Consider the following 25,956-nt stretch of genomic DNA (forward strand, 5'->3'; position numbering starts at 1 on the left):
TAAGTCAACGGTCACATTCAGGTTGCTAAACTTTTGAGTATTAATGAGGACGGCAGTATGGCCGCAGTGGGTGCGGTATCGAGGTTAAATTGCAGCTATAAAGGGCACATATAAGGCTGCATGACCAGACAGATGGCATCCGCAGTCTCATCCAGCGGGGTTTTGCGTTCAAACTCCCCTGCCTGCCAGCCTTCCTGAATGACGTGCTGTATCAGCTGACGCAGCTGCTGCTGATAGACGGCGGCGGAAGGTCAGCGCTCCCGGGAGGCAACGGCAGCAATGTCATAAAGCTTGCGATCGTGAAAGAACAGATCGTTACCGGCTTCGATCAGCGCGTTTAATAAACGCCTCAGCTTCTCGGAGGCGGTAGGCGCATCGGCAATCGCGTCATTAACGACCACAGAGACTTTCGCCAGCCTGTTAGCACAAATGGCTTCTCCAATCGCCTGTTTTGAATCGAAGAATTTGTATATAGGTTTTTGAAAAACCAATCGTTTTCGCCAGATTTGACACGGTGGTCTTCTCGTAGCCGAAATACCCGAAGTGCTCCGTAGCGGCTTCCACAATCCGATCGCGGACGCAATGATCCGACGGCCCCCGCGAGGAGTATGCATTTGTGAATTTTGTCATTTTTCCAGCTTAGCCCAGAAGGCCTCGATTGAAAACTTGTGACTAATTGGTAATTAAGTCACAAAGAAGTGTTGACTCAAGGCACATCATGTTTCTCCTGGGTAGGCTTGTCATGGCCGTAACGGCCGGCTTACTGGCGGACTGTGCCGTCGGGCCGGATTATCATCGTCCCGATGTACCGCTTTTAAAGCAATATCATTCTCAGCCTGCCGTCCAGCAAAGAAGTGCCTCGCGGATGGCCCAGGCCCACGCCGGACTTGGGGCGGCCGACCTGCTTCGCCGGAGACCGGATATTATCGTGGCGGAGCGTCATCTCGCCGCCTTTCATGCGCGTACCGGGAGTAGGGATGAAAAGAACAGGCGTTCTGGGCGTTGATGCGTTAAGCGAAAAACTGATCGCAGGATTCTTTCAGGCGGAAACGGGCGCCCAGGTGTTTCTGTTCCCGGCAAACAGCGAACGAGCTCAAAGGCTGGCAAGAGAATTTCCCTGCTGGACCCTGGACAATCACCAGGCCGTCCTTGATGAAGCGGATGAAAAATTTAGCGCCTGTTTGCCTCGCCAGGCCCGCTCTTAGTGGCTGCCGACGAATCGGATTTTGATTCACCAACCGGAGGCCCTGCCTGAGCGGTGATTTCTATTTGGTTTTTCAATCACTCTGACCAGCACGGGAATAATCACTCCCTGAAAACGGCTCATCTGCCCCCTCAAATAAACGTGACAATTTTCGCCATGTTTTAGAGATAATCACCGGCCTGCTCCCCAACCTATCGCAGGCCGGATTGGCGTGATTCACCGAATCAAAAAAGCCAGCCCCGCGGCGAAGAGAATAGAAAGCAGCACCGATGCCAGGCCAGGCAGTAGAAAAGGATGATCGATAATATGTCGGCCCAGTTTGGTGGAGCCGGTATCGTCCAGCTCTACCGCTGCCAGTAACGTCGGGTAATTTGGCAAAATAAAAAGAGAAGCCGTAGCCGGAAAGCAGGCGACCAGGATACCGGGAGCAACGCCCATACTCAGCGCGGCAGGGAATAAAATTTTTGTTGAAGCCGCCTGCGAATACAAGAAACATGACGCGGCCATAATAATGAGCGCCAACATAATGGGCGAATCCAATAAGTGTGACGAGACCGCGCTTTGCAGCCACTGTTGATTGCTATCCATAAAGGTGGAACCCAGCCAGGCGACGCCAAGGATACAGATGCAGGAGGTCATCCCGGTTTTAAACACCGAGCCGGACGGGACTTTGTGTACGTTAACCCGGCAGCACACCACAATCAGCAGCGCAACGCCCATCATCACCCCAACCCGTGCCTGCCCGCTGCTCATGACCGGATGGGCAATCAACCCTAACTTTGGACTGGTGACAATCGCATAGGCCAGAACCGCAACCAGCCCAACGATAAAGATCAGCACCGAACGGCCGGCGTAGGGCGGGATAGCCCGCTCAGTCCGTGCCTTAACCTGCACCGGATTGTCATAGAGCCGATCCTGCTGGCGGATTCTGTCCCAGAACAGGTAAAAAACGGAGGTGACCAGCAGCGCAAGAAAGGTGGACGGTATTGATACCGCGATGAGCTCAATATAGCCCCAGCCGTCATGCCCTTTTTCCAGTATCCCCGAGAAAAAAATCACCGCAGCGGAAATGGGCGACGCCACAATCCCCAGCAAAGACGCGCTGACGGAGAGAGCAAGCGCGCGGGTGGGTTTTATATTGTTCTCTTTCGCCACGCCGACAATAACCGGCATACAGGCAAAGGAGACCTGCCCGGTGCTGGCCATCATAGTTAATAGCCAGGTGGAAAGCGGCGCGGTGATGACTAACAGTCGCGGATAGCGGCGCAGCAGCCGCTCGGTGAGGTCAACAAGATATTCAATACCGCCGGCCTCCTGCATGGCGGCAATCGCCACGATCACCACCATGATAAACACGATAACCAGCATCGGCATATCGCCCGGCGTCGCGCCGAGCGCGCTGAGCACAATCACGCCAGCGCCGCCGGCAAACCCTACGCCGATCCCCCCAACCCGCATGCCGATGTACAGAAACAGCAGCACCACCAGAAACTGGACCAATATCATATATTGCCTCCACGGCTCCCTGTCCGGCATTAACCCTTCACAAGATGACATGGCCGCCGGGCAAACGCGCGCTCACCATATCTTTGGATGTCACCTGCCGGTGAACGACAATTTATAGCGATACAGCGGCGTCGCTGCACACGGTGTGAATCAGACATCCGATCTGCTCAATCTCAACTTCCACCCTGTCCCCGGGCTGCATAAAGAGCGGCGGCGTACGTTTTTTTCCGATACCGCCGGGGGTGCCGGTCAGGATCACGTCTCCCGGAGAGAGCGCGCTGAAGGTGCTGATATAGGCAATAAGCCCGGCGATTGAATGCAACATGCTGCCCGTATTATCCTGCTGCACCGTCTGACCATTGAGACGGGTGGTAATATTCAGATTTTGCGGGTCGGGGATATCATCCGCCGTCACCAGCCAGGGGCCGAAGCCGCCCGTTGCAGGCCAGTTTTTCCCGCCGGTAAAGCAGGCATGCTGCCAGTCGCGCACGGAGCCATCCATATAGCAGCTGTAGCCGGCAACATACTGCAGCGCCTCCTGCTCTGGGATATTGCGCCCTCCACGGCCGATCACCAGCGCCATTTCGCCTTCATAGTCAAACTCATTGCTGCATTCCGGCTTGAGGAGCGGCGCCAGATGCCCGGTCTGCGAATCCGCAAAGCGGATGAATAGCACAGGATTCGCGGGCTTCTCGTTCCCCGCAACGTTTTTATCGCGATAATTCACCCCAGCGCAGATGATTTTTTTCGGTTCAGTAATGACCGGCAGGAAAGCAATCTCGTTGAAGGAATAATGCGTTTTTTTCGCGGACGGCGGCAGAGCATCAAGCAGATGAAGGTGGGGCAAAAATTCAAGCAGGCTGCCATATTGAGGGAACAGCGCCTGCAGATCGATGACGCCATCGGCGTTCGCCAGACCATATTTATTTTTATCATTAACGCGAAAGCTTAATAGTTTCATAAATCACCTTGGGAATAGACAGAGGTGAAAGCCCCGACGTGATGATGAAGAGAAGGAAATGATACCGGGGCGAAGTAACCGATTATCCGCAATACAGTAAGGCCTATTTCTGCATTGCGGATTCACAACTGACTCAGAATGAATTAACGAACGCGGCCCAGCTCAGCGGCGCGCATGGCGTCGTGGATCTCTTTTTCAGCCCCATTTTCGAGCGGCAGCAGCGGAGAGCGAACGGTGGCATGTTCAAGGATCCCTCGCGCAACCAACGCATGCTTAAGGGCCACGGTGCCTTCCATGTGAGAACCGCGGTGGTAGACGCTTTTGGTCACCGGCAGCAGACGATCGTGCAGCTGACGCGCTTTAACGTAATCGCCCGCTTTACCCGCCTTAATCATTTCAATTAACGGCTCAGGCGCGATATTACCGTAGCCGACCAGGAAGCCATCCACATCAAACGCGGTATGCAGCAGGTATTCATCGTGGCAGCTTAAGATTTGCAGATCAGGACGTTCGCGACGGATCACCGGAATCTCAGTATCCCAGCGGCGCATATTACGTACGCCATTTTTCATGGCAAATACGCCCGGCTGCGCGGAGATATCCAGCAGGGTCTTCAGGTTGTAGGTGGCTTTAGTGACATCCGGATACTGGAAAAGAATCAGCGGCAGGCCGCTTTCTTCATACACCACACGGTAGCGATCCTGGGGGGCGCCATCCTGATAGCCAAAACGCAGCCAACCGTGAGAAGGATAGAGCAAACCTGCGGATGCCCCGGCGGCAACGGCGCGCTTCGCCTCCAGCGCAGCCACTTCGGTCCCTTCCCCGGTGATACCGGCAATGATAGGAAGCTTATCATCCACCGACTTCACAAATGCGCGGATCACATTCGCCTGCTCTTCCTGGGTCAGAAAAGTCCCTTCCCCCGCGTGTCCCAGAACCACCAGACCTTTCACGCCGTCGATGCTGCCGAGCCAGTTACCAAGGCGCTGAATGGCATCATAGTCTACGCGTCCATCGCGAGTGAATGGTGTAACCGGAGCCGGAGTCAAACCTCTCAGATCGATGTTAATCATAAATATCCCCTTGATGAGTAAGCATTTGTTTACGGTTAAGCGATTATTTGAAACGGAAGTGAAATCGTTTCTGCAATCGTTTTCACGTGATTGACATTGAACCTCAAAAATAAAACCGTCAACGCCACGTTGGTTAAAAATGCAACGCAGATCACAAACTAAACAGCAATCTGCATCCGGGATGAGATCCGTTATACAAAATTCAACCCTCCCCGCTTTCTCCAGGAAAGCCGGGAAGGATCGCTGGCGGATTATTTACGTGGAGACGAGGTAGACTTACGGGGAATAAGGGAAGGCGTGGTAATCCGCATATTATTATTTATCTCTGGATTCAATAACATATCAACCGCATTGCTGGCGATATGCTCCAGCGGCGTTCTGACCGAAGTCAGCGCCACGGGCAGTCTGCTCACCAGCGGAATATCGTTGTATCCCACCAGCGAGAGATCTTCGCCAATCACCAGGCCCTGCTGGTGCGCGGCCGCGAGGACGCCAATCGCCAGTTCGTCATTGACGGCAAACAGCGCGCTTGGGCGGTGAGGCTGGCTGAGAATTTTCATTCCCTGCTGCTCTCCCGAGGCGATGTTAAAATCTGAATGACAGCACCAGTCCGCTTCGATCCGGAGCCCGGCTTCCTGCATTGCCCGCTCAAAGCCCTTACGCCGGTTGCGCGCGTTGGAGGCAAAATCAGGGCCGCCAATCAGGCCAATATCGCGGTGACCTAAATCAATCAGGTGCCGGGTTGCCAGATAGCCGCCAAGCTCATCGTCGCCCACCGATGAGGGGCTAAAACCGTCGGTACGCAGCGCCAGTACGTGGGGAACGTCTCGTTCACGCAGGGCTTGCGGCAACGGATCGTCCAGCCGGCAGGTGGACATGATCAGCCCATCCACGCGGCGATCCAGCAGCGACTCAACGGCGTTTTTCTCCTGCTCCTTGCTATCACCGCAGGTCGCTACAATCGCGAAATACCCCCGTCTGGCCGCGGCCCTGGCTATCTCTTCGAAAAGCATGGCGGTGACGGCATCGGTTAGCCTGGGAACCAGGACGCCAAGCGTCCCGGTATCGCCGCGCCGCAGGCTGGAAGCAACATAGTCCCGACGGTAGCCCAGCTCTCGGGCAACCTGGCGAATTTTATCTGCCGAGGCGCTGCGCGAGGTGGGTAATCTTTCATCGAGTACCCGTGAAACGGTCGAGACGCTAACGCCCGCGGCGCGAGCAACATCCCGCATTGTCGCCAGCTTTTTTTCCGGCAAATCGTTCAGTTCACTTTCTTGATCCATCTGCTGCTCCAACTCATCAATGCGGGTAAAAATCCGTGTTGCCCGTTCAACGGATACCATCGTGCAAACCGTGGGGTTAAAGGATCTTACGTCAAACCTCGTCCGGACAAAAGGAATGGTGCTTCACTTTGCCTGGGTGCGCCTGGCAGGTTGTTCATTGACCCTTTTTATTCACTTTGCCCTGCGTTCACCGCTTCGCTTTTATTTACCGGTTAGTTTTTTCAGATTGTGAACTGCTCGACAATTATACAACAGGCGCAATTGACTTAGCGGCGAATCCAGCAAAGGATTAGCTGAAAGTGAAATCGATTGCAGTAACGTTACCACAAACGAATTCAGAGAGCATTATATGCAACACGTCTTTGGATAAGGGTTCGTTGCCCTGTTGTTATTCAGAATCTTACGTGTATGCCCCAGACAACGTTTAACAGGGTAATACTATGTCAACTCAGGCCATTGCTTCAGATTACGCCGTTGCCAGCGGAACGGCGTCAACCCCGGACGCGCTGCTGGCAAGACTGGAACGTCTGCCCATCACCCGGCGGCTGAAGGCGATCCGCGTTATCGTCGGCTTATCAACGTTTTTCGATGCCTATACCATTATTGCTATCGCTTTTGCGCTTCCCCAGCTTACTCAAGAGTGGGGCCTCACGCCGACGTTTGTCGGTCTTATTATTGCGGCCAGCTACGTGGGTCAGCTGTGCGGCGCCCTATTTTTCGGCTCGCTGGCGGAAAAAATAGGCCGTATCGGCGTATTGCGTATCACCATCATCATGTTCGTCCTGATGGATGCGGCGTGCCTTTTTGCCTGGAACGGCTGGTCAATTCTTGTTATTCGCTTTTTACAGGGGGTGGGTATCGGTGCGGAAGTTCCCGTTGCCAGCGCCTATATCAATGAATTTGTCGGAGCAAAGAAGCGCGGGCGTTTCTTTTTGTTGTATGAGGTGATTTTCCCTATCGGCATGATGTTTGCCGGATTGGTGGGGTATTTTCTGGTGCCTATCTATGGATGGAAGGTCATGTTTTTAATTGGCTTAGTTCCCTCAGCGCTGACCGTTCCACTGCGCTGGCTGATGCCTGAATCACCGCGCTGGCTGGCTTCAAAAGGTCGGCTGAAGGAAGCGGACAACGTCGTATCGACGCTGGAATCTGAGGTCATCAGGCGTGGAATGACGTTGCCCGAACCTGAAATAAAAGCCCCCGTGGTGCAAAAAGCGGCTCCGGAAGGGGTTAAGGCCCTCTTCGGCGGTATTTATAAATCCCGCACCTTTATGCTGTGGGGGCTGTGGCTGACAGTTTACAGCGTCAACAATGGAATGATCACCTGGTTCCCGACTCTGTACAAAACCTGGTTTAACCTCTCCCTCGATACCAGTCTGGCCTACGGCTGGATCACCTCCTCCTGCGGCGTCGTCGCTTCGGTGATCTGCGCCTTGCTGATCGACCGCGTCGGGCGCAAGCGCTGGTACACATGGGCCTTTTTACTGGCCGTCGTTCCGCTGATTACGCTTTCTGTTCTGGGCGCAAAATCCGCCGTTGAAATTCTGATTCTGGGCAGCATGACCTACGCCATTCTTCAGACCATCGCCTTCTCGCTTTATCTGTACGCGGCTGAGCTTTATCCCACCCGGCTGCGCGCTATTGGCACCGCGTACTCCAGCGCATGGCTCCGCGCGGGGTCATCCATTGGCCCATTAATGGTCGGGTTTATCGTCAGCGGCTTCGGGATCCGTTTTGTGTTTGTCACGTTCGCGGTCATCGCACTGATTGGCGGCTTGATTACGTGGATTTTTGCCATTGAAACCAAAGGGAAATCATTAGAAGAGCTGTCGCCATAGACGGCCTGTGGCTCCTGCAATCGCGGAGCCACCTCTGACAGGAGGCCGGCTAGTCGGCTGATTCAGCTGCGCCTTATCGGGAACACTTCATAGACCTGGCTCATCAACGGGCGGTGAAAAACATGAACACACTCATTAAAAGCGGCACGATGCTGCTGGCATTTCTCTACCCTTTACTGGCTCTGGCCAACGATACACTTTTTTCTCCAACAGCAAAAAACATGACCGGAGAGTGGGGAGGCATGCGGACGGACCTGCGCCGTCATGGTTATGATTTTACGCTGGAATATAGCGCGATGACGGCCACAAATGTTTCCGGCGGTTACGATCGCGATAAAACCCTGCGCTACAGCGACCAGTATATTCTCGGCATAGATATGGATCTGGAAAAGATTTTAGGTATTCGCGACGGTGAATTTAAAGCGTCGGTGAATAATCGTAACGGGCGAGATCTGACTCAGGATCGCCTTCAGGATCCGCGCGCGCCGGTAATAGGCTCCGGTGTTCAGAGCAACTATGGCCGGGGTCAAACATGGCACGCAACGCAGTTTTGGTTCAAAAAAACCGGGTGGGAGAAGAAGCTGGATATCAAGGTGGGCCTGATGCCACCAGGAGAGGATTTTGATAACAACGGCTGCTTTTTTCAAAACCTGTCGCTGTGCGGTTCTTTAGCCGGACACGGCAGCGGCGTCTGGTATAACACCCCTATAGGCCAGTGGGGTGGCCGCATCAAATACAGCCCTACCCCAGCCCTTTACGTCCAGGCCGGGGCGTTTCAGTACAATCCTAACTACGCCACCCGCCACGGAAGTTTCGAGCTCGATGGAACCGGGCATCTGGGGTACATGTACCTTTTTGAACTGGGATACTCACCCACCCTCGGCGCGGCAAAACTCCCCGGCATCTGGAAACTCGGGGGATGGTACAACACGGCGGAGGCCAACGATGTGCTGGATGATGACAATGGCGACCCCTATGTTATCACGCACCAGGCCGCCCGGCGACACGACGGCCGCTACGGAGGTTATCTCTATATCGTCCAGCAGCTGACCTACTCGAGCAGCCAGCGCCAACGTGGCCTTAGCCTTTTCGGGCATCTGGCAATGAATGATAAAGATACGGCGACAATGGACTATCAGATTCAGGCCGGAGCCATTTATCAAGGCCCTTTCGCCAGTCGTCCGCAGGACTTTATCAGCTTCGGCGTCAGTAAAATGCACGCCAATGACAGAGTCGCCCGTCGGGCTCAGCTCCTGAACCAGATGCGGGGGATCGATGATTATGATAACCCACTGTATGTTCCGGTTCGCAGAGCCGAGTATGCCGCAGAGCTGCATTATAGCTTCCGCGTTACGCCCTGGCTGACCGTGCGCCCTAACCTGCAGCTGCTGGCCCACCCGGGAGGAAGCGAGGAGATTAAAAACGCGTGGGTGATCGGCAATCAGGTGACCGTTAAATTCTGATAAAACAGGCGGCCGCCGTCAGGACTAATCAGAATAAGCAACAATGGCGAACAATCAAAATATGGGCTTACTTTATCAATTTTAAGCGCCGGGTATTGGGTCCAGGCCCGACGGGATGGCCAAATAAATGCGGAGTGTGGTGAGAAATCATCGCACTCCTTTTTCTCTGGATGCAAATTGAGTCAGACATCAGATTTCTGCTGAGTATCGAAAGACGAAGTTAAACGTATTCCTGACTTTTTAAATCACATGGGATAGTAGCGAAAAATTAGGCTGTTTTAAGCTTCATGATGATTTTCCCGAATAACCAAGCTGATATCTTGCAAATCATGGCAGGATAAATCAAGCAAAGGCATCTCGCGCGGCGCTGCGCATCGACTGCTTATCAGGAGCTACCGCCTACCCGTATATATCAATAGCGGGCCAGCTCAACTAAACAGTGACTAAACAGTGGAATCCTCATTTCCATTTTGTAACACACCTCGGCAAATTAGCGATACCCGCCACAAAATTCACATATCACTCCCAATGATATAGCAAGCATCTTGCATTTGCAGAATGAGTCCGTTAGCGTCTGTAACGTTACACTAAAACGTTACAGAAGAAAGAAACACCCCTTTTTCGTTAAACCTACTGGCTGATTTAGCCATGCCAGAGAGCCTTATCGCGACCCCTACACTGTGAGAAAGGATAATCATGATGAAAACAAAACTGCTTCGTTCCGCCAGACTTTTTCTGGCATTCGCTTGCCTCGGTACCGCACTCATAGCTGGTAGTGCGCTGACCGCTTCAGCACAGGCCGCCATCAATTTTCGTGTGTACTCTTCTTTGCCGGCTGATGATTCTTCCGCACACTATATTTGGTTCAACCGTTTTCAGGAAAATATCAATAAAAACGAGAGGTTAAAAGGCCAGATTAAGCTCAATTACTTCGCAAACGCGATGCTGGGCAAAGAGGCTGATGCCACTCAGCAGGTGCGAATCGGCGCCATTAACATGATGATTTCAGGCACTTCAATCTGGGCGACACTGGTACCCGAAATTGGCGTTCTGGATTTGGGGTACCTGTTTAAAGATTACGCTCAGGTCGGAAAAGCACTGGATGGCAAAGTCGGCGAAAAGCTTTCCAGCCTGATGATGGATAAAGCAAACGTTATGGTACTGGGCTATGGCTATAACCTCGGCGCACGTAACGTGTATACCAAAAAGGTGATTGAAAAACCGGCGGATTTAAAAAACCTGAAAATCCGCGTGCTGCCGGTTCCCAACTTTATCGCCACGCTAAATCACATGGGTGCCGTTGCCATTCCCATGCCGGGCGGGGAAGTCTATTCCAGCCTCCAAATGGGCGTTATCGACGGAGTGGAACACGATGCCCCAACCATCTACGCCAGCAAATACTATGAAATTATCAAAAACGGTACACTGACTCGCCACAGCTATAACCCGCTGATGATTGCCATGAACAAGAAAAGCTTCGAGCAAATTCCGCAACCCTTACGCGCAGACGTGCTGGCCGCGGCAAAAGAAGCCACCGAGTACGAACGTCAGCAGGCCAGTCAAAAAGAGCTTGAGGCGATTAAAAACCTCCAGGCTAAAGGAGTGACCTTCCGGGAAACCGATCGCGCTTACTTTGCGCACGCCGTACAGCCTGTCTGGAAGGCATTCCTTGATAAATATCCTGATTTAAAACCGATGATGGAAGAGTTCAGCGCTACGGCGTCGAGCGCTAAACCTTGAACCGGGAATCGTCGGTCCGCTCGGTTCAGTCGGGCCGTCGGCGTAGCCATAAACCATGTGAGGAGTTCATCATGGCTGAGATCTCTCTGAAAACAAAGGATGAAAATACTTTGTTGACGCTGTTGGGGCAGATAAGCAAAGGCCTAACCTGCTTCACCTCCTGGGCCGGAGCGCTGGTATTATTTATCAACGTCCTGGTGGTATTTGCTTCCGTTATCTGGCGTTATGCGCTGCATTCGCCCATTCATTGGGCGGAAGAGGTGGCGCGCGCGCTGATGATAGCGCTGGTCTTTTTTGGTGTCGCCACCTCAACCGGCAGAGGAGGACATATTGGCGTCGATCTTTTCCTGCGCTTTCTACCTGATGCCATTCGACCGTATGTCGTGCATGCCAGTCGCTGGATCCTGTTCCTGGTCTCCGTCGGCCTGGTCATCTCCAGCTACGATCTCGTCCAGGCTGCACGGCTACAAACCACCGAAACGGGCTTACCGCAAACCATCTATGTGATCCCGGTCCTGATCGGCTCCGTGGTGATGATGGTGGCTGCGCTGGAACATGCCCTACGCGAACGTGCGAAGATCGTTCTGCTCAGCGGCGCAGGGATCCTGGCGCTGGCGGCACTGGGGTATCTGAAACTCTCGCTGATGGCCGATCCAGCCAGCGCGGCTGCCGGACTCATGCTGATTTGCTTTGTCTTAGGCATCCTGGCCGGTGTGCCCATTGCCTTCACGCTCGGCATGTCGGCAATGGTATTTTTTATCTGCGACCCTTCCCTGCCGTTTGTTTTCTTTTCACAGCAGGTCGCGGCAGGCGTTGATCACTTTGTCCTGCTGGCAATTCCATTCTTCTTACTTGCCGGTGCGGCGATGGAAATCAACGGCATGTCAACGCGTCTGGTGGAGCTTATTGTGCGTGGCATGGGGCGCTTTCGCGGCGGGCTGAATATGACAACCGTGCTGTCGATGGCCTTCTTCTCCGGCATCTCGGGTTCAAAGCTGGCAGATGTGGCAGCAGTAGGCGGCGTGTTAATGCCCGCAGTACGCCGGGCGAAACAAGACGGTGAAGAGGCCGCCGGGGTCTTTGCTGCATCTGCGGTAATGGCAGAAACCATTCCACCCTGTGTGAACCTGATTGTAATGGGGTTCGTCGCCAATATCTCTATCGGCGCGCTGTTTATCGCCGGTCTGGTGCCGGCAGCCTGCCTGTTGGTGCTGTTAATGGTGGCCGCCAACCGCTTTGGCGGGAAAATCAACGTCAGCGAAGCGTACCCGGTATTGCGCCCGCGCACCCAGCTTTATCTCGGCGCCGCCGTCGGTCTGGTTATGATATTCATGATTGGTCGCGGAGTGATGATGGGGATTGCCACATCAACGGAAATTTCAGCTTTTGCCGTCATCTACGCCATTGTAGTGGGCCGACTGGCGTTTCGTGAGCTGACGCTGAAAGCGACGATAAAAATGTTTGTTGATATTGCAGCGATGTCGGGTGTCTTACTGTTCATCGTGGCCTGCGCTACCAGCTTGTCCTATGCCCTGACGATACAAATGATCCCCCAGCAGATCGCTGAACTGCTGGTCGGAATTGGTATGGAGCAAGGTGCCTGGCTGTTCCTGATATTAACCATTGTGATTCTGATTATCTTTGGCGCAGTTCTCGAAGGCGCGCCAGCGCTGATTATCTTCGCTCCCATCCTGGTGCCTATTGCCATTCAGCTTGGTTTTAATCCCTTGCACTTTGGCATCGTGATGATCATGGCGATGGGTTTTGGCTTGTTTTCCCCGCCTATCGGCTTGGGGTTATATACCACCTGCGCTATTTGCGGCGTGGAGATGAAACATGTGATTAAACCCATGGCGAAATATCTGGCGGTGGTTTTTGTCGGCATCATTATTGTCGCCATGGCCCCTCCTTTAACCACCTGGTTGCCAGGGCTCGCCGGCTATTAATTATTAGATCCTGCTATTTGCCACGCTCAGATGGCAGGGACACCCATGCAAATAAAACGCTAACACCATGCCAGATAATAAATCTGGCACCGTCTAACGCTGTATAACGGGAGTATACAATGGGAATATTAACGGGTAAGAAAGCCTTTATTACCGGTGCCGAACAAGGTATTGGCAAAGAGAGTGCGAGAAAACTGATCGAGGCCGGATGTGATATTTATATACATTATTTCAGTGGTGAAGAGGGCCCACAGGAGTTAATCGCTTTAGCCGAACAGCAGGGTTCTCGCGCGGCCTGCGGTTTCGCTGATTTAACCAATGAGGAAGATGCCGCGCGCTGCGTGGCGAATGCGGCGGAATTTTTGGGAGGCATTGATATTCTGGTCAATAACGTCGGCGGTATTATTGCCCGCAAATGGCTGGGAGAGATTGAACCGCATTTCTGGCGCACCGTTATCGATGTGAATATGACAACGATGATGAACGTCACCCAACAGGCGCTGCCCTGGCTGAAGGCGGCCCCTGAGGGCGCAAGTATCGTTAACCTGGCTTCCCTGGCCGGACGTTCTGGCGGGCATGCCGGCTCTCTGGTTTATTCCACCACCAAGGGTGCCGTACTGACATGGACACGCTCGCTGGCCGCGGAATTAGGTGAATATGGCGTACGCGTTAACGCCGTTGCGCCAGGGTTAATTCTGGGAACGCGTTTTCATAACCAACATACGACCCAGGCCTCAGCCGATCGGACAATTCAGGAGATCCCTTTGGGACGGGCGGGCACGCCGGAAGATGTGGCAAGGGTCATTTGCTTCCTCGCGTCCGAATATGGTGGTTTTGTTTCCGGCGCGACCATCGATATCAATGGCGGGGTTTATCGGGCTTAAAAAATATGGCGGGTATGCATACCCGCCAGCGTATAAAAGGTAGGGTATATGATCAAGGCAGATATTATTCATCCTGATTTATTACAGGCACTGGCACAATGCGGGCATAAGGCGAACATTTTAATCGCTGACGCTAACTACTCTTTTTTAACCAATACCTCCGCGCAGGCACGTATTATATGGCTTAATTTTTCACCGGGACTGATTGGTAGCGTGATTATTCTCGAGAAAATCCTCCAGTATATAAATGTTGAAAAAGCTACGTTGATGAATAGTCCGGCGGATTTCGATAATACTATCGAGCGTGAGTATCGGAGCCTGCTAGCAGCAACTATCGAATTTGAACATGTTGAGCGCAATGCATTTTATTTACAGGCGAAAACGTCGGACACGATCCTGGTCATCGCTTCCGGTGAAACGCGCCGCTTCGCCAATATTCTGCTGACTGTCGCCCCAACGCTGGTATGAAATAAAGAGAAGAACAGGCTGTTCTTCTCTTGTCGTACTAACCTCAGGTATCTGCACTACGCACAGATTGTCGGGAAACCAGCGATGGAGGGAATAAAAACTCGGCAGGCGGGATAGATGCGTTATCTATCCGCATAATCAATCGGTCTACCATCACCTCTGCCATCGTTTTCAGCGGCGGCATGATAGAAGTGAGCCCTGGGAAAATCAGCCCGGAAAGTGAGATGTTATCGATGCCTACAATAGATATTTGCTGGGGTATATTGATTCCCGCCTGGTGCAGGCCGGTCATCAGTCCGATACCGAGCGCATCGTTAATCGCCACGATACCATCCGGGAGGTTGGACTGCTGGCTGATTTTTAACGCCAGCGCGCGCCCCAGTTCTGTCATTTCTGTGTCGCCATAGGCCGCCATCGCCTGTCCTTCCACGATCATCCCATCGCGGTATAACCCCTGCTCTTTTACCGCGCAAAGAAACCCTTCTATTTTGTGTGCGCGGCTCGGCGTCATTCCGGCCACGGTGGCAAACGCCAGACGACGACACCCCTGCGCGATAAGATGTTCTGCGGCCATTCGCCCTGCAGCAATATTGTCCATTGAGATGCTATCGAGGGAAAAATTACCCGTCTGTGCCCGCGCAGGCATACGGCCATCATAGTTCACCATCACCATGCCCTGCTCTACCGCGCGAGCAAAATGCGGTTTTTCGATATCGCATGCGGCGACGATAATCCCCCGAACGCCATGGGAGAACATATCATCCAGAAATGCTTCTTCTTCTTCTTCGATTTGCCGATAGGTATTACCAATCAGTACTCGATAGTGCCGCTCTTTCGCTGCCAGGTCCACTTCACGCGCCAGCGCCGCGAAACTCGGATTAACTATCGATGGCACCAGTAAACCAATCATTTTGGCCTGGCCGGTCTTTAACTGTTGCGCCACACGATTCGGAAAGTAGTTCAGCGTCTGCATGCTCTGCTGGATGCGAGTCAGCGTTTCAGCCCGCATTTGATCGGTACGACCGTTCAGCACATTGGATACGGTGCTCACGGATACGCCTGCGTGTTTTGCGACATCACGAATATTCGCCATACCTCTCCTTTACGGCAATGAATGAATGGCATCAGGCATGAGGGTCAACGCTGCCATCTTATTATAAATTATGCACTACAACGGTTTAGTGTAACGTTACAGACGATGCTGTCAATGCTATTGCCTGGACGGGAGAAAAATTCTGTTATACCAGGCCATATGCTCTTCAAACTTGCTTACAGGCGGATCGTCGATGGGCGAGTCCGCCATCATTCCGCACGAAGTTCATTCGCTTTTTGCAGAGCTTACGGATGACTCATCCCTTCACGCCATGAGTCGCTTTGATTATCACTTTTGGGGCAATTTTCTTCGTACAGACATTGTTTATTAAAGAACATCCGCAACATTAAGCGCGATACCCCGGCATAGCCTTCCTGCTATGCCGGGTATTTCAACTACCGCTTGATTAACGCAAACACGCCCCAGCCAAAGTATTCACGCGTATAAGTCGCATGGCGTTTTGGCGCCATCGTCAGCTCCGCCCTGACTTCTGACGCAAAGTCATCATCGGGGTTTTCCTCTAACCAACGGCGCATGGTGAGCCATTTCGCCGCTTCGTAGCGGTCCCAACCTTCCTGGTCCGCCAGTACCATTTCGACGAGGTCATAGCCAAGCGCATCGTAAGAGGAGACCAGATCGGCAAGCGTCAGAAAGTCGGCGAGCGAAGAGGCGCCACAGGCCTGTGCTATCTCTTCCGTTGCCGGTACCTGCCGCCAGTACGGTTCGCCGATCAGCAGCATACCGCCGGGCTTGAGGCTTTTGCTCAGCAGCGCGATAGTCCCGGCGACGCCGCCGCCGATCCAGGTCGCGCCCACGCAGGCGGCGATGTCGCATTTTTCCTCGGCCACATAACCGGCGGCGTCCTGGTGAATAAACATCACGCGGTCAGCAACGCCGAGCTCTTCTGCCCGCAGCTTAGCCTGCTGGCTGAACAGCGCGCTCATGTCGACGCCGATGCCGCGAATGCCGTGATCGCGCGCCCAGGTACAGAGCATCTCCCCCGATCCGCTGCCGAGGTCGAGTATGCGGGTTCCGGCCTTCATCCGCAGCACGCGGCCAAGGGCGGCATATTTTTCCGGCGTAAACGGGTTATGGATGCGGTGAGCGCTTTCACTAATGGTGAAAATACGTGGGATATCCAATGGTTGAATTCCTTTTATGGGTGTTGCGGAAAGAGAACCGGGAACGTTTTTTTCGGCCAGCAGCGCGTACAGCTTACCGGCAAAGGTTTCGCTGACCGGCCATTCCGCCTCATCCGGACGGGTAATGGTGGTCAAACCCGCCGTACGCAGCAGATCGAGATAAGCATCATCACGCCATGCGGTCATCTGACTACCGAAACGCGTCACCTTGCCGCTCTCTTCAATCGCCATGAACAGCGTGGAGCTGGTTTGCTCCGCCGGATCCCAGGCGTGCTCGGTCAGAAGCAGGTGCGGAATATCCAGAAACAGCCCCTGCGGACAGCGCTGCCAGCCGGGCTCGGCCATTCCCTGACGTTTAACTTCCGCATAGGTATGAACCTCGATGAGCAGCTTTCCCCACGGAACCAGCCACTGCGCGCAGCGGTTGACCAGCGAGCGAGCCTCAGCTGCGCTGAACACGTTCAGTTCACCGAAGGTCATCATGATGAAATCAAACTGTGTTTCCGGCGCGCAGTCGCGAACGTCCTGCTGGTGATAGACAATATCAAGCCCGGCCGCCTGCGCCTGCTGCCGGGCCCAGGCGATCGACGCCGGTGAAAAATCCACGCCCGTACAGCAGAAGCCGCGCTCGGCCAGCAGGCGCGTGTAAAGACCCGGCCCGCAGCCGAGGTCGAGAATGCGGGCGCCGGCGGGCAGCTGTCCGGCAATCCACGCCACCTGTTGTTCGATAACCGCCTGCCTGCGGCTGGCCCAGTCGTGCTCCTGCGACAGATGGTTCTCCAGCATACGCTGGCTAAACGCCGGTTCATCCCAGGGGATTTTGCGCTCCTGGGATGACAACGTGATATGCCTGGAACCTGTAATAATCGTGCCAATAGTCATCATCATCTCCTTATTGATTACTCGCGCCAGTGCTCGGGTTTCATTAACGCCCGGGCGCACTGTATCTGGCCCGTTCGCCCCAGCGGCTGAGACGAAAGCCGCTGTAGCATCCAGCAGGCTTTATGCGCCTCGGGAATCGGATAAGGCGCCGGATAGCCTTTATCTCCCGCGCATGGCTCAAACCCGTGCCTGGGGTAGTAAGTGGCGTGGCCCAGAACAAATACCGTCTGGCTTCCCATGGCTTTCAACTGCTCAATGCCGTGCCGGATAAGCGCTCCGCCAACGCCCGCGCCCTGGTATTCCGGCACCACCGCCAGGGGAGCAAGGATGTGCATCATCGGCGAGTCCGGCTCCCCTTTGAACATCGCCCGGGTGAATAAAATATGCCCAACCGCCTTTCCGTTATGCCTGGCCAGCAGCGATAACGTCGGGCTGGCACTCTCATCGTTGAGCAAAGAGGCCACCAGCCTGGCCTCTTTGCTGTAGCCGAAAGCCCGGGTTTCGACATTGAGAATGTCATCGGTATCGCCTTCAGAGGCGACATGAAAAGTGAAGCTGTGGTTTGTCATCAGAGGCTCCTTAGCGATTGTCCAGCTGTGCGCGGACGTTGTTCAGCCCGGTGGTATTGATGCGGTAGGGCTGTCCGTTGACGGACTTAATCAGCTTTTTGGTTTTGAGTTTTTTGAAAACGGCGAGCGTGCAGTCGCTGAGCAGGAGCCCTTCGCGGCTGTAGCATTCAACGGAGGTGACGCGGCCTGATGTATCGCGAACGTGCGCGATCCGGCCACCTTTAGCGAGAACGTGTAAGGTACGTTGTTCCTGACGGGATAGATTCATACTGAAGAAACCTGTTAATCATCATGCGTAAAAACGAGCCAACACCCGCAGGTGTTCGCGTAAGGTTTAAGCGCAGCGATAACCAGTCCGGCCTGAAAAGGTCGGGAAGCTGATTATCTGATGATGACATTCTCCAGCATCAAAGCCTCGGTGAGAGTTGAAAAGGTATTTACCAGCGAAATAATAACACGCAGTTTTTATATGGAAATCGTTATAGTCAAAAAGTGTGATCTGCAGCGAGCCCATACGCTTCCTGGCACTTATGGTCGACATGTTGACGCCATTGGTTAACCATTTATACAGGCATGACGCGCGGGACCCTATACCTTTCTGAGCTTCAGCAGGATCTATAGGCGCTACTCAACGGGTCTGAAATGACGTCGGGCCCTTCACCTATGCCATTAGCGAATCTCCATCACACTTTGGTTTACCAATTTACCTTACATGGTTGACTTGTTCGACCAATTGGAGGAACTTATACGCCATATCGTCTGGTTTCTCCTCCGTTACGATGGTTGACCGGAACCGACGCTCCCATCAAAGCAGCGGCCTGAAGCAGGTCAACAACGTGAAGAGGTTAAGCATGGAACAGACATGGCGCTGGTATGGCCCTAACGATCCGGTCACTTTAGCTGACGTCCGTCAGGCAGGCGCGACCGGGGTGGTTACCGCCCTGCACCATATTCCGAACGGCGAAGTGTGGACGGTTGACGAGATCCTCAAGCGTAAAGCCATCGTGGAAGAAGCCGGCCTGGTATGGTCGGTGGTCGAAAGCGTACCGATTCACGAAGAGATCAAAACCCATACCGGCAACTACGCGCAGTGGATCGCTAACTATCAGCAGAGCCTGCGCAATCTGGCCCAGTGTGGTATTCGCACCGTGTGCTACAACTTTATGCCGGTCCTCGACTGGACCCGTACCGACCTTGAGTACGTCCTGCCGGATGGCTCCAAAGCCCTGCGCTTCGATCAGATTGAATTCGCCGCCTTTGAGCTGCATATCCTCAAGCGTCCGGGCGCGGAAGCGGACTACACCGCCGAAGAAGTCGCCCAGGCGAATCAGCGTTTCGCCGCCATGAGCGATGAAGATAAAGCGCGCCTGACCCGCAACATCATCGCCGGTCTGCCGGGTGCGGAAGAGGGTTATACCCTCGACCAGTTCCGCCAGCACCTTGCGACCTATAAAGATATCGATAAAGCCGCGTTGCGCGAGAATTTCGCCGTCTTCCTGAAGGCGATTATCCCCGTTGCCGAAGAGGTTGGCGTACGTATGGCGGTACACCCGGACGATCCGCCGCGCCCGATTCTCGGCCTGCCGCGCATCGTCTCGACCATTGAAGATATGCAGTGGATGGTTGATACGGTGAACAGCATGGCGAACGGCTTTACCATGTGCACCGGCTCCTACGGGGTCCGCGCCGACAACGATCTGGTTGATATGATTAAGCAGTTTGGCCCGCGCATTTACTTCACCCACCTGCGATCTACGCTGCGCGAAGAGAACCCGAAAACCTTCCACGAAGCCGCGCATCTGCATGGCGACGTGGACATGTATGAAGTGGTGAAGGCGATTGTTGAAGAAGAGCACCGCCGTAAAGCGGAAGGCAAAGAGGATCTTATCCCGATGCGTCCTGACCACGGCCACCAGATGCTCGACGACCTGAAAAAGAAAACCAACCCCGGCTATTCCGCGATTGGGCGCCTGAAAGGGCTGGCTGAGGTCCGCGGCGTTGAGCTGGCGATTCAGCGCGCTTTTTTTAGCCGCTAATTCCTGACTGGTGGGGCCGACAGCGCCCCGCCTTTATCCCTTCGGTCGCCTGTTGCGGCCCATCCTGGAGTTTGCTATGACTGCCACCCTTGCCGACAGCAACCTGCCGGTTACACGCCCTGCGTGGGATCGTTCTCGCCTGGAATCCCGCATCGTACACCTGGGCTGCGGCGCGTTTCACCGCGCGCATCAAGCGCTTTACACCCATCATCTGCTGGAAACCAGCGACAGCGACTGGGGCATCTGCGAAGTCAACTTGATGCCGGGCAACGACCGTGTCCTGATTGAGAATCTGAAAAATCAGCATCTGCTTTATACCGTGGCGGAGAAAGGCGCTGACAGCACCGCGCTGAAAATTATCGGCTCGATGAAAGAGGCGCTGCATCCGGAAATCGACGGCTGCGAGGGCATACTGCGCGCCATGACGCGCCCGCACACGGCTATCGTCTCCCTGACGGTAACGGAAAAAGGTTACTGCACCGATGCGGCCAGCGGCCAGCTCGATCTCAACAACCCGCTGATTCAACACGACCTCGCCCATCCGGCGACGCCGAAATCCGCCATAGGCTATATCGTCGAAGCGCTGCGCCTGCGCCGCGAGCAGGGGCTTGCGGCCTTTACGGTGATGTCCTGCGATAACGTCCGCGAGAATGGCCACGTGGCGAAAGTGGCGGTGCTTGGCCTGGCCCAGGCGCGCGACCCGCAGCTGGCGGCGTGGATTGAAGCCCATGCCACCTTTCCGTGCACCATGGTTGACCGCATCGTGCCCGCAGCGACGCCCGAAACCCTACAGGAGATTGCCGACCAGCTTGGCGTCTACGATCCGTGCGCTATCGCCTGCGAACCGTTCCGCCAGTGGGTGATTGAAGATAGTTTCGTCAACGGCCGCCCGGAGTGGGACAAAGTCGGCGCCCAGTTCGTTGAAGACGTGGTGCCGTTTGAAATGATGAAGCTACGGATGCTCAACGGCAGCCACTCTTTCCTCGCCTATCTTGGCTACCTCGGCGGCTATGAAACCATTGCCGAGACCATGACCAACCCGGCATACCGCGAAGCGGCTTTCGCCCTGATGATGCAGGAGCAGGCTCCGACGCTGTCGATGCCGGAAGGCACCGATCTTCAGGCCTACGCCACGCTGCTGATTGCCCGCTTCAGCAACCCGTCTCTGCGCCATCGTACCTGGCAGATCGCCATGGACGGTAGCCAGAAGTTGCCGCAGCGCCTGCTTGACCCAATCCGTCTGCATCTGCAAAACGGCAGCAGCTGGCGTCACCTGGCGCTCGGCGTGGCGGGCTGGATGCGCTACACCCAGGCGATCGACGAACAGGGGCAGCCGATTGATGTCGTCGACCCGCTGCTGGCGGATATCCAATCGATCAACCAGCGTTATCAGGGCGCGGAACGCGTCGCGGCGCTGCTGGCGCTAAGCGGAATTTTTGCCCACGATCTGCCGGACAACAGCGATTTCGTGGCGGCGGTGGCGCAGGCGTACCAGCAGCTGTGCGAACGCGGCGCCCGCGCGTGCGTGGCGACGCTCGGCGCCGGCCTGTAATAACCTCTCCCTGTCACGGGTTAACTGAACAACAGCGTGGTTGACCCGTTTTCCCTCTCTCAGCGCAGAGAGATGCCAACCCGGCGGCCAGATGCTATAGTCAGCCACCGGGCTATCGCATCTCACAACATAACATCATGAAATCACAAACTTCTCAGCACAGACCCTACCAGGAAGTCGGCGCGTTGATCCGCGATCTGATCGTCAAGACGCCCTATCGCCCCGGCGATCGCTTACCGCCGGAGCGCGAGATCGCCGAGATGCTGGACGTCACCCGTACCGTAGTTCGTGAAGCGCTGATCATGCTGGAAATTAAAGGGCTGGTCGAAGTGCGCCGCGGCGCCGGGATCTACGTGCTCGATAACGCCGCCGGAGAAGGCGCGGCGGAGAGCGCGGACATGAACCACTGCAATGACGCCGGTCCGTTTGAACTGCTGCAGGCCCGCCAGCTGCTGGAAAGCAATATCGCCGAGTTTGCCGCCCTGCAGGCGACCCGGGAAGATATCATCAAAATGCGCCAGGCCTTACAGCTGGAAGAGCGCGAACTGGCCAGCAGCGCGCCGGGCGGCTCCGAAAGCGGCGATATGCAGTTTCACCTCGCCATCGCCGAAGCGACTCATAACAGTATGCTGGTAGAGCTGTTCCGCCAGTCATGGCAGTGGCGGGAGAATAATCCCATGTGGATCCAGCTGCACCGCCATCTCGGCGATACTCACTACCGCCAGGAGTGGCTGGTGGATCATAAACGGATCCTCGCCGCCTTAATCAAAAAAGACGCCCGGGCGGCCAAGCTCGCCATGTGGCAACATCTGGAAAACGTTAAACGGCGCCTGCTGGAGTTCTCCAACGTCGACGATATTTACTTCGACGGCTATCTGTTTGACTCCTGGCCGCTGGACAACGCGGACGCCTGACCTCTTCTACAAGCGCGCGGACATCGCCCATCCACGCGCCCCTTGCCGCGACGCCGCAATCATTGATAATGATTCTCATTTTATTGTCGCTCTGCCCGCGTAATGGTAAAGTTACCCTATCTGATGACGCCCCCTCTCCGGTGCCGACAACCGCATGAACAAGACAACGACGCACAACGAACCCGCCCGCCGGGCGCCGAGAAAAACGTTCTCCGTCAGCGAGTTTATGGCGTTTGGTGAACGATACGGTATCGACTACCGCTTCCCGCTGCTGCGGCAAACGCCGGAGCCCTCGTACGCCAGCCCTGTGCTGCGGGGAGAAGTGGAAGAGATGACGCTGCCCTGCGGAATGTGCGTCACCCATTCTGATGTTCACGTGTTGCAGCCCTATGAGACCACCTCCCGCCACAGCAGCCCGCTCTATATGCTGGTGGTGCTGGAAGGCTGTGTCGCCCTGACCCTCAACGGGGAGCAGCACCTCGTCCGTTCCGGGATGGCGTTCACTTCGCGTCTTAGCGAACAGCAGACGATGCGCGCCCGCCACGATGCCGACAGTCGACTACGTACGCTCTCCCTCGGACTCTACCCGGACGGCGCGTGGCGCGACGGCCTGCTCGATTCATTGATGCGCGAATGGGAAAGATGCCAGACGCCAACGCTGATCTGGCAGATACCGGGTTTTCTGCTGAGCGGGCTAGAGTACGCGCAGCAGAGTTCGCCTGGCCGCGTTTCCCGCCAGCTGATGCTGGAGGGGCTGATTCTTCAGCTGTTTGGTCACGGGCTGAGCGTATGCCAGGACGAAAGCACGAAGCATATCGCCCCGGCGGGCGGCGAACGGCAGCGGCTGGAAAGGGTTCGCCGCCTGCTGGAGCAGGCGCCGGAAAACGACTACACCCTGAACGAGCTGGCCCAGCGGGCGGCGATGAGCTCCAGCAGCTTACGCAGTAAGTTTCGCCAGGCATACGGCTGCTCGGTCTTCGACTACCTGCGCGACTGCCGCCTGGCACGGGCAAGAGGCTATCTGCTTGAGGGCTATAGCGTACAGCAGGCGGCCTGGATGTCGGGCTATCAGTACGCCACCAACTTCTCGACCGCTTTTCGTCGGCGCTACGGCATCTCGCCCTGCGATGTGCAAAAGGCGGGCTAATCCATTTTTCCTCTTTTTGCGAAAAATAGTCAGCGGCTTTGGCAGCGCGCATACGTATCCTGGCATTGCGCATAGTTATAGAGAGCATCAAAAAGGTAATAATTCTTATTAACAATTAGAAATGCCTTTGGAGATGTTCATGTTTGCGAAAACTCGCCTGGCGCTACTGGTAGGATGGGTGACCGGCGGCGTCGCTTTCCCGCTGCTGGCCCAGGAAACAACTAAGAATGAAACCATCGTGGTCACTTCGCAGATGCAGAGCGGCGCGACCAAAATTGCCACACCGGATATTGAGACGCCGCAGTCGGTGTCGATTATCACGCGCGAGCAGTTTGAAGAACAGGGCGCAATCAGCGTCCGCCAGGCCGTGAGCTATACCCCCGGGGTTTACAGCAACCAGATTGGCGCCTCCAACCGCTTTGACTATATCGTCCTGCGCGGCTTCTCCGACGGCAGCCTGGATAACGTCTATCTTGACGGCCTGAAAATGATGGGCGATACCAACTCCCATAGCTCGCTGGTGGTCGATCCGTGGTTCCTCGAAAATATCGAAGTGGTGCGCGGCCCGGCCTCAGTGCTGTACGGCCGCTCTTCGCCCGGCGGCATCGTCGCCCTCACCTCGCGTAAACCTTCATTCGATCCCGGCGGTGAAATCAAGCTGTTTGCCGGGAATAACAACCAGCGCGGGGCGGCGTTTGACGTCACCGGGGCGCTGGACGATAACGATCGCGTGGCGGCGCGCTTAAGCGGCATGACCCGCTATGCGGACTCACAGTTTGATACCTTAAAAGAGCAGCGCTATGCGATTATGCCCAGCCTGACCTGGCGCATCACCGACCAGACGCGGCTTGATTTAATGGCCTATTTGCATCGCGACCCGGAAGGCGGCAGCCACTCTGGCCTCCCTTATGAAGGCACCGTGGTACCGCACTACGGTAAAAAAATCGCTAACACCTTCTTTGAGGGCGAAGATGATTACGATAAGTATGACCGCCGCGAAAACATGGTCGGCTACAACTTCGAGCATATGTTTGATAACGGCTGGTCGGTGCGGCAGAAGCTGCGCTACCTGCACACCAAAGTCGAGCTGAATCAGGTCTATGCCGCGGGCTGGCTGAACGAAAGCGAGCTGAACCGCGGCTATTCTGGCTCGGACGAAAAGATGAACGCCATCACCCTTGATAACCAGCTCGACGGCAGCGTCGATACCTGGGCCGTCAACCATCGCCTGTTGCTGGGGATCGACTATCAGGACCGCAGTAACAACACCACAGGCTACTATGGCGCATTCCCGGCCATCGACGCCTTTAATCCGGTCTATGGCGCGAAGCCGGATTACATCACCATGTACAGCCGCGAGAAGCACAAGCTACGCCAGACCGGCTACTATCTGCAGGATCAGATGTCCTGGGAGCGCTGGCGCTTCACCCTCGGCGGGCGCTACGACCAGGTCAGCGTGTCGAATATCGATAAGCTCAATCAAACGCGCAGCGATCTGGATAAGAACAACTTCAGCACCCGCGCCGCGCTGCTGTATCTGTTCGATAACGGGTTTGCCCCGTACATCAGCTACTCCACCGCCTTTACGCCCACCAGCTTCGCCGACGAAAACGGCAACGTGCTGGATCCGATGAAAGGCAAGCAGTGGGAAGCCGGGCTGAAGTATGAGCCGGAAGGAATGAATAGCCAGTTCAGCGCCTCGGTATTCCGCATCAATCAGACCAATATCGCCACCAAAGAAGAGCCGACCGATCCGTATCGTTCGATTGGTGAAATTGAGTCGAAAGGGGTGGAGCTGGAAGCGATTAGCCAGCTAACAGACAGCTTCCGCCTGCAGGCCGCCTATACCTACACCGACATTCGCTATAAGAAAAGCAGCCCTGAAGAGCAAGGCAAGCGTGCCGTTTACGCGCCGCGCAATCAGGCCAGCGCCTGGCTGAGCTATGATGTGAAAAGCGGCCCGCTGGATGGTCTGACGCTGGGTTCCGGTATGCGCTACGTCAATGGCATTACCAGCGACCGCCTGAATACGCACACTCTACCGTCCTATACGCTGGTGGATATGGCGATTGGCTATGACCTGTCGAAGGTGGGAATTAAAGGCCTCAGCGCCCAGCTGAACGTCAATAACCTGACCGACAAGAGCTACATTGCCGCCTGTAACTCGCTCTCCTACTGCTACTTTGGCGCGGAGCGCAGCATCGTCGGCAGCGTCTCCTGGAAGTTCTGATAACGTTAAAAGCCCGGAGTTTTTG

Annotated in this window: 20 protein-coding genes and 2 pseudogenes; 12 read left to right on the forward strand and 10 right to left on the reverse strand. The window is 55.1% G+C overall.

The genetic code is table 11. The annotated features are described in order from the left end of the window. Positions 1 to 17 precede the first annotated feature (17 nt). A pseudogene (locus tag EGY08_RS09350) lies at positions 18 to 630 on the reverse strand (TetR/AcrR family transcriptional regulator). A gap of 347 nt (positions 631 to 977) precedes the next feature. On the opposite strand from EGY08_RS09350, the gene EGY08_RS09360 reads away from it, so the two are divergent. Then, positions 978 to 1,205, forward strand: a complete 228-nt coding sequence (locus tag EGY08_RS09360) for a hypothetical protein (RefSeq protein ID WP_123828433.1) — start codon at positions 978 to 980, stop codon at positions 1,203 to 1,205. 215 nt (positions 1,206 to 1,420) lie between these two features. Here the strand turns inward: EGY08_RS09360 and EGY08_RS09365 are convergent, their stop codons facing one another. The 4 genes from EGY08_RS09365 to EGY08_RS09380 all read right to left on the reverse strand — a co-directional run bounded on the left by EGY08_RS09365 (position 1,421) and on the right by EGY08_RS09380 (position 6,027). Continuing rightward, positions 1,421 to 2,710 carry an anaerobic C4-dicarboxylate transporter family protein gene (locus EGY08_RS09365; protein ID WP_087828279.1) on the reverse strand — a complete coding sequence of 430 codons (1,290 nt, stop codon included), beginning with the start codon at positions 2,708 to 2,710 and terminating at the stop codon, positions 1,421 to 1,423. A gap of 112 nt (positions 2,711 to 2,822) precedes the next feature. After that, positions 2,823 to 3,671 (reverse strand): fumarylacetoacetate hydrolase family protein, encoded by an 849-nt coding sequence (locus EGY08_RS09370; protein WP_123828434.1) that lies wholly within the window; start codon positions 3,669 to 3,671, stop codon positions 2,823 to 2,825. Positions 3,672 to 3,814: 143 nt separating this feature from the next. Next, a complete protein-coding gene (locus EGY08_RS09375) occupies positions 3,815 to 4,744 on the reverse strand; it encodes a dihydrodipicolinate synthase family protein (protein WP_004129307.1) in 930 nt (309 codons plus the stop codon). A 251-nt stretch (positions 4,745 to 4,995) separates the two neighbouring features. Continuing rightward, complete coding sequence (locus EGY08_RS09380) at positions 4,996 to 6,027, reverse strand: LacI family DNA-binding transcriptional regulator (RefSeq protein WP_004129304.1); 1,032 nt, start codon at positions 6,025 to 6,027, stop codon at positions 4,996 to 4,998. A 440-nt stretch (positions 6,028 to 6,467) separates the two neighbouring features. On the opposite strand from EGY08_RS09380, the gene EGY08_RS09385 reads away from it, so the two are divergent. From EGY08_RS09385 to EGY08_RS09410, 6 genes are all read left to right on the forward strand, one after another. Next, complete coding sequence (locus tag EGY08_RS09385; RefSeq protein WP_123828435.1) at positions 6,468 to 7,865, forward strand: MFS transporter; 1,398 nt, start codon at positions 6,468 to 6,470, stop codon at positions 7,863 to 7,865. A 122-nt stretch (positions 7,866 to 7,987) separates the two neighbouring features. Further along, complete coding sequence (locus EGY08_RS09390) at positions 7,988 to 9,328, forward strand: carbohydrate porin (RefSeq protein WP_123828436.1); 1,341 nt, start codon at positions 7,988 to 7,990, stop codon at positions 9,326 to 9,328. 696 nt (positions 9,329 to 10,024) lie between these two features. Next, on the forward strand, positions 10,025 to 11,068 hold the full coding sequence (locus EGY08_RS09395) for a TRAP transporter substrate-binding protein (RefSeq protein ID WP_123828437.1): 1,044 nt from the start codon (positions 10,025 to 10,027) through the stop codon (positions 11,066 to 11,068). A 71-nt stretch (positions 11,069 to 11,139) separates the two neighbouring features. Further along, the gene (locus tag EGY08_RS09400) at positions 11,140 to 13,014 is read left to right on the forward strand and encodes a TRAP transporter large permease subunit (protein ID WP_004129256.1); all 1,875 of its coding nucleotides are present in this window, start codon (positions 11,140 to 11,142) and stop codon (positions 13,012 to 13,014) included. Positions 13,015 to 13,133: 119 nt separating this feature from the next. After that, the gene (locus EGY08_RS09405; RefSeq protein WP_123828438.1) at positions 13,134 to 13,898 is read left to right on the forward strand and encodes an SDR family NAD(P)-dependent oxidoreductase; all 765 of its coding nucleotides are present in this window, start codon (positions 13,134 to 13,136) and stop codon (positions 13,896 to 13,898) included. A 48-nt stretch (positions 13,899 to 13,946) separates the two neighbouring features. Next, positions 13,947 to 14,366 (forward strand): RbsD/FucU family protein, encoded by a 420-nt coding sequence (locus EGY08_RS09410; RefSeq protein ID WP_049115076.1) that lies wholly within the window; start codon positions 13,947 to 13,949, stop codon positions 14,364 to 14,366. A gap of 43 nt (positions 14,367 to 14,409) precedes the next feature. Here EGY08_RS09410 and EGY08_RS09415 read toward each other — a convergent pair whose 3' ends face one another. The 5 genes and pseudogenes from EGY08_RS09415 to EGY08_RS09430 all read right to left on the reverse strand — a co-directional run bounded on the left by EGY08_RS09415 (position 14,410) and on the right by EGY08_RS09430 (position 18,320). Then, complete coding sequence (locus EGY08_RS09415) at positions 14,410 to 15,459, reverse strand: LacI family DNA-binding transcriptional regulator (RefSeq protein ID WP_123828439.1); 1,050 nt, start codon at positions 15,457 to 15,459, stop codon at positions 14,410 to 14,412. A 395-nt stretch (positions 15,460 to 15,854) separates the two neighbouring features. Next, on the reverse strand, positions 15,855 to 16,601 hold the full coding sequence (locus EGY08_RS31055; protein WP_117085590.1) for an SAM-dependent methyltransferase: 747 nt from the start codon (positions 16,599 to 16,601) through the stop codon (positions 15,855 to 15,857). Between the two features lie 408 nt (positions 16,602 to 17,009). Next, a pseudogene (locus tag EGY08_RS31060) lies at positions 17,010 to 17,489 on the reverse strand (class I SAM-dependent methyltransferase); the annotation flags it as partial. 11 nt (positions 17,490 to 17,500) lie between these two features. After that, complete coding sequence (locus EGY08_RS09425; RefSeq protein ID WP_049115078.1) at positions 17,501 to 18,052, reverse strand: GNAT family N-acetyltransferase; 552 nt, start codon at positions 18,050 to 18,052, stop codon at positions 17,501 to 17,503. A 10-nt stretch (positions 18,053 to 18,062) separates the two neighbouring features. Then, positions 18,063 to 18,320 (reverse strand): YjhX family toxin, encoded by a 258-nt coding sequence (locus EGY08_RS09430; protein ID WP_004129235.1) that lies wholly within the window; start codon positions 18,318 to 18,320, stop codon positions 18,063 to 18,065. 583 nt (positions 18,321 to 18,903) lie between these two features. Here EGY08_RS09430 and uxuA point away from each other — a divergent pair. The 5 genes from uxuA (at position 18,904) to foxA (ending at position 25,931) form a co-directional block, all read left to right on the forward strand. Next, complete coding sequence (uxuA, locus tag EGY08_RS09435; RefSeq protein WP_004129234.1) at positions 18,904 to 20,088, forward strand: mannonate dehydratase; 1,185 nt, start codon at positions 18,904 to 18,906, stop codon at positions 20,086 to 20,088. Positions 20,089 to 20,164: 76 nt separating this feature from the next. Further along, positions 20,165 to 21,640 carry a fructuronate reductase gene (locus EGY08_RS09440; RefSeq protein WP_112165899.1) on the forward strand — a complete coding sequence of 492 codons (1,476 nt, stop codon included), beginning with the start codon at positions 20,165 to 20,167 and terminating at the stop codon, positions 21,638 to 21,640. Between the two features lie 137 nt (positions 21,641 to 21,777). After that, positions 21,778 to 22,554: a Uxu operon transcriptional regulator gene (gene uxuR, locus EGY08_RS09445; protein WP_004129229.1), complete on the forward strand. Its 777-nt coding sequence runs from the start codon at positions 21,778 to 21,780 to the stop codon at positions 22,552 to 22,554. 154 nt (positions 22,555 to 22,708) lie between these two features. Next, complete coding sequence (locus tag EGY08_RS09450) at positions 22,709 to 23,701, forward strand: helix-turn-helix transcriptional regulator (RefSeq protein WP_123828440.1); 993 nt, start codon at positions 22,709 to 22,711, stop codon at positions 23,699 to 23,701. Positions 23,702 to 23,822: 121 nt separating this feature from the next. Beyond that, positions 23,823 to 25,931 (forward strand): ferrioxamine B receptor FoxA, encoded by a 2,109-nt coding sequence (gene foxA, locus EGY08_RS09455; RefSeq protein ID WP_087828270.1) that lies wholly within the window; start codon positions 23,823 to 23,825, stop codon positions 25,929 to 25,931. The last annotated feature ends 25 nt before the right edge of the window (positions 25,932 to 25,956 follow it).

This window comes from Klebsiella sp. FDAARGOS_511 (assembly GCF_003812845.1).
Lineage (GTDB): Bacteria > Pseudomonadota > Gammaproteobacteria > Enterobacterales > Enterobacteriaceae > Klebsiella > Klebsiella grimontii.

Bases quoted from the DNA above. Each gene is read 5' to 3' on its own strand.
- EGY08_RS09390 (WP_123828436.1), top strand. From the start codon at position 7,988: ATGAACACACTCATTAAAAGCGGCACGATGCTGCTGGCATTTCTCTAC.
- EGY08_RS09380 (WP_004129304.1), bottom strand. From the start codon at position 6,027: ATGGATCAAGAAAGTGAACTGAACGATTTGCCGGAAAAAAAGCTGGCG.
- EGY08_RS09410 (WP_049115076.1), top strand. From the start codon at position 13,947: ATGATCAAGGCAGATATTATTCATCCTGATTTATTACAGGCACTGGCA.
- uxuA (WP_004129234.1), top strand. From the start codon at position 18,904: ATGGAACAGACATGGCGCTGGTATGGCCCTAACGATCCGGTCACTTTA.
- EGY08_RS09395 (WP_123828437.1), top strand. From the start codon at position 10,025: ATGATGAAAACAAAACTGCTTCGTTCCGCCAGACTTTTTCTGGCATTC.
- EGY08_RS09405 (WP_123828438.1), top strand. From the start codon at position 13,134: ATGGGAATATTAACGGGTAAGAAAGCCTTTATTACCGGTGCCGAACAA.
- foxA (WP_087828270.1), top strand. From the start codon at position 23,823: ATGCCTTTGGAGATGTTCATGTTTGCGAAAACTCGCCTGGCGCTACTG.
- EGY08_RS09365 (WP_087828279.1), bottom strand. From the start codon at position 2,710: ATGATATTGGTCCAGTTTCTGGTGGTGCTGCTGTTTCTGTACATCGGC.
- EGY08_RS09400 (WP_004129256.1), top strand. From the start codon at position 11,140: ATGGCTGAGATCTCTCTGAAAACAAAGGATGAAAATACTTTGTTGACG.
- uxuR (WP_004129229.1), top strand. From the start codon at position 21,778: ATGAAATCACAAACTTCTCAGCACAGACCCTACCAGGAAGTCGGCGCG.
- EGY08_RS09450 (WP_123828440.1), top strand. From the start codon at position 22,709: ATGAACAAGACAACGACGCACAACGAACCCGCCCGCCGGGCGCCGAGA.
- EGY08_RS09430 (WP_004129235.1), bottom strand. From the start codon at position 18,320: ATGAATCTATCCCGTCAGGAACAACGTACCTTACACGTTCTCGCTAAA.
- EGY08_RS09440 (WP_112165899.1), top strand. From the start codon at position 20,165: ATGACTGCCACCCTTGCCGACAGCAACCTGCCGGTTACACGCCCTGCG.
- EGY08_RS09415 (WP_123828439.1), bottom strand. From the start codon at position 15,459: ATGGCGAATATTCGTGATGTCGCAAAACACGCAGGCGTATCCGTGAGC.
- EGY08_RS09360 (WP_123828433.1), top strand. From the start codon at position 978: ATGAAAAGAACAGGCGTTCTGGGCGTTGATGCGTTAAGCGAAAAACTG.
- EGY08_RS09425 (WP_049115078.1), bottom strand. From the start codon at position 18,052: ATGACAAACCACAGCTTCACTTTTCATGTCGCCTCTGAAGGCGATACC.
- EGY08_RS09385 (WP_123828435.1), top strand. From the start codon at position 6,468: ATGTCAACTCAGGCCATTGCTTCAGATTACGCCGTTGCCAGCGGAACG.
- EGY08_RS09375 (WP_004129307.1), bottom strand. From the start codon at position 4,744: ATGATTAACATCGATCTGAGAGGTTTGACTCCGGCTCCGGTTACACCA.
- EGY08_RS09370 (WP_123828434.1), bottom strand. From the start codon at position 3,671: ATGAAACTATTAAGCTTTCGCGTTAATGATAAAAATAAATATGGTCTG.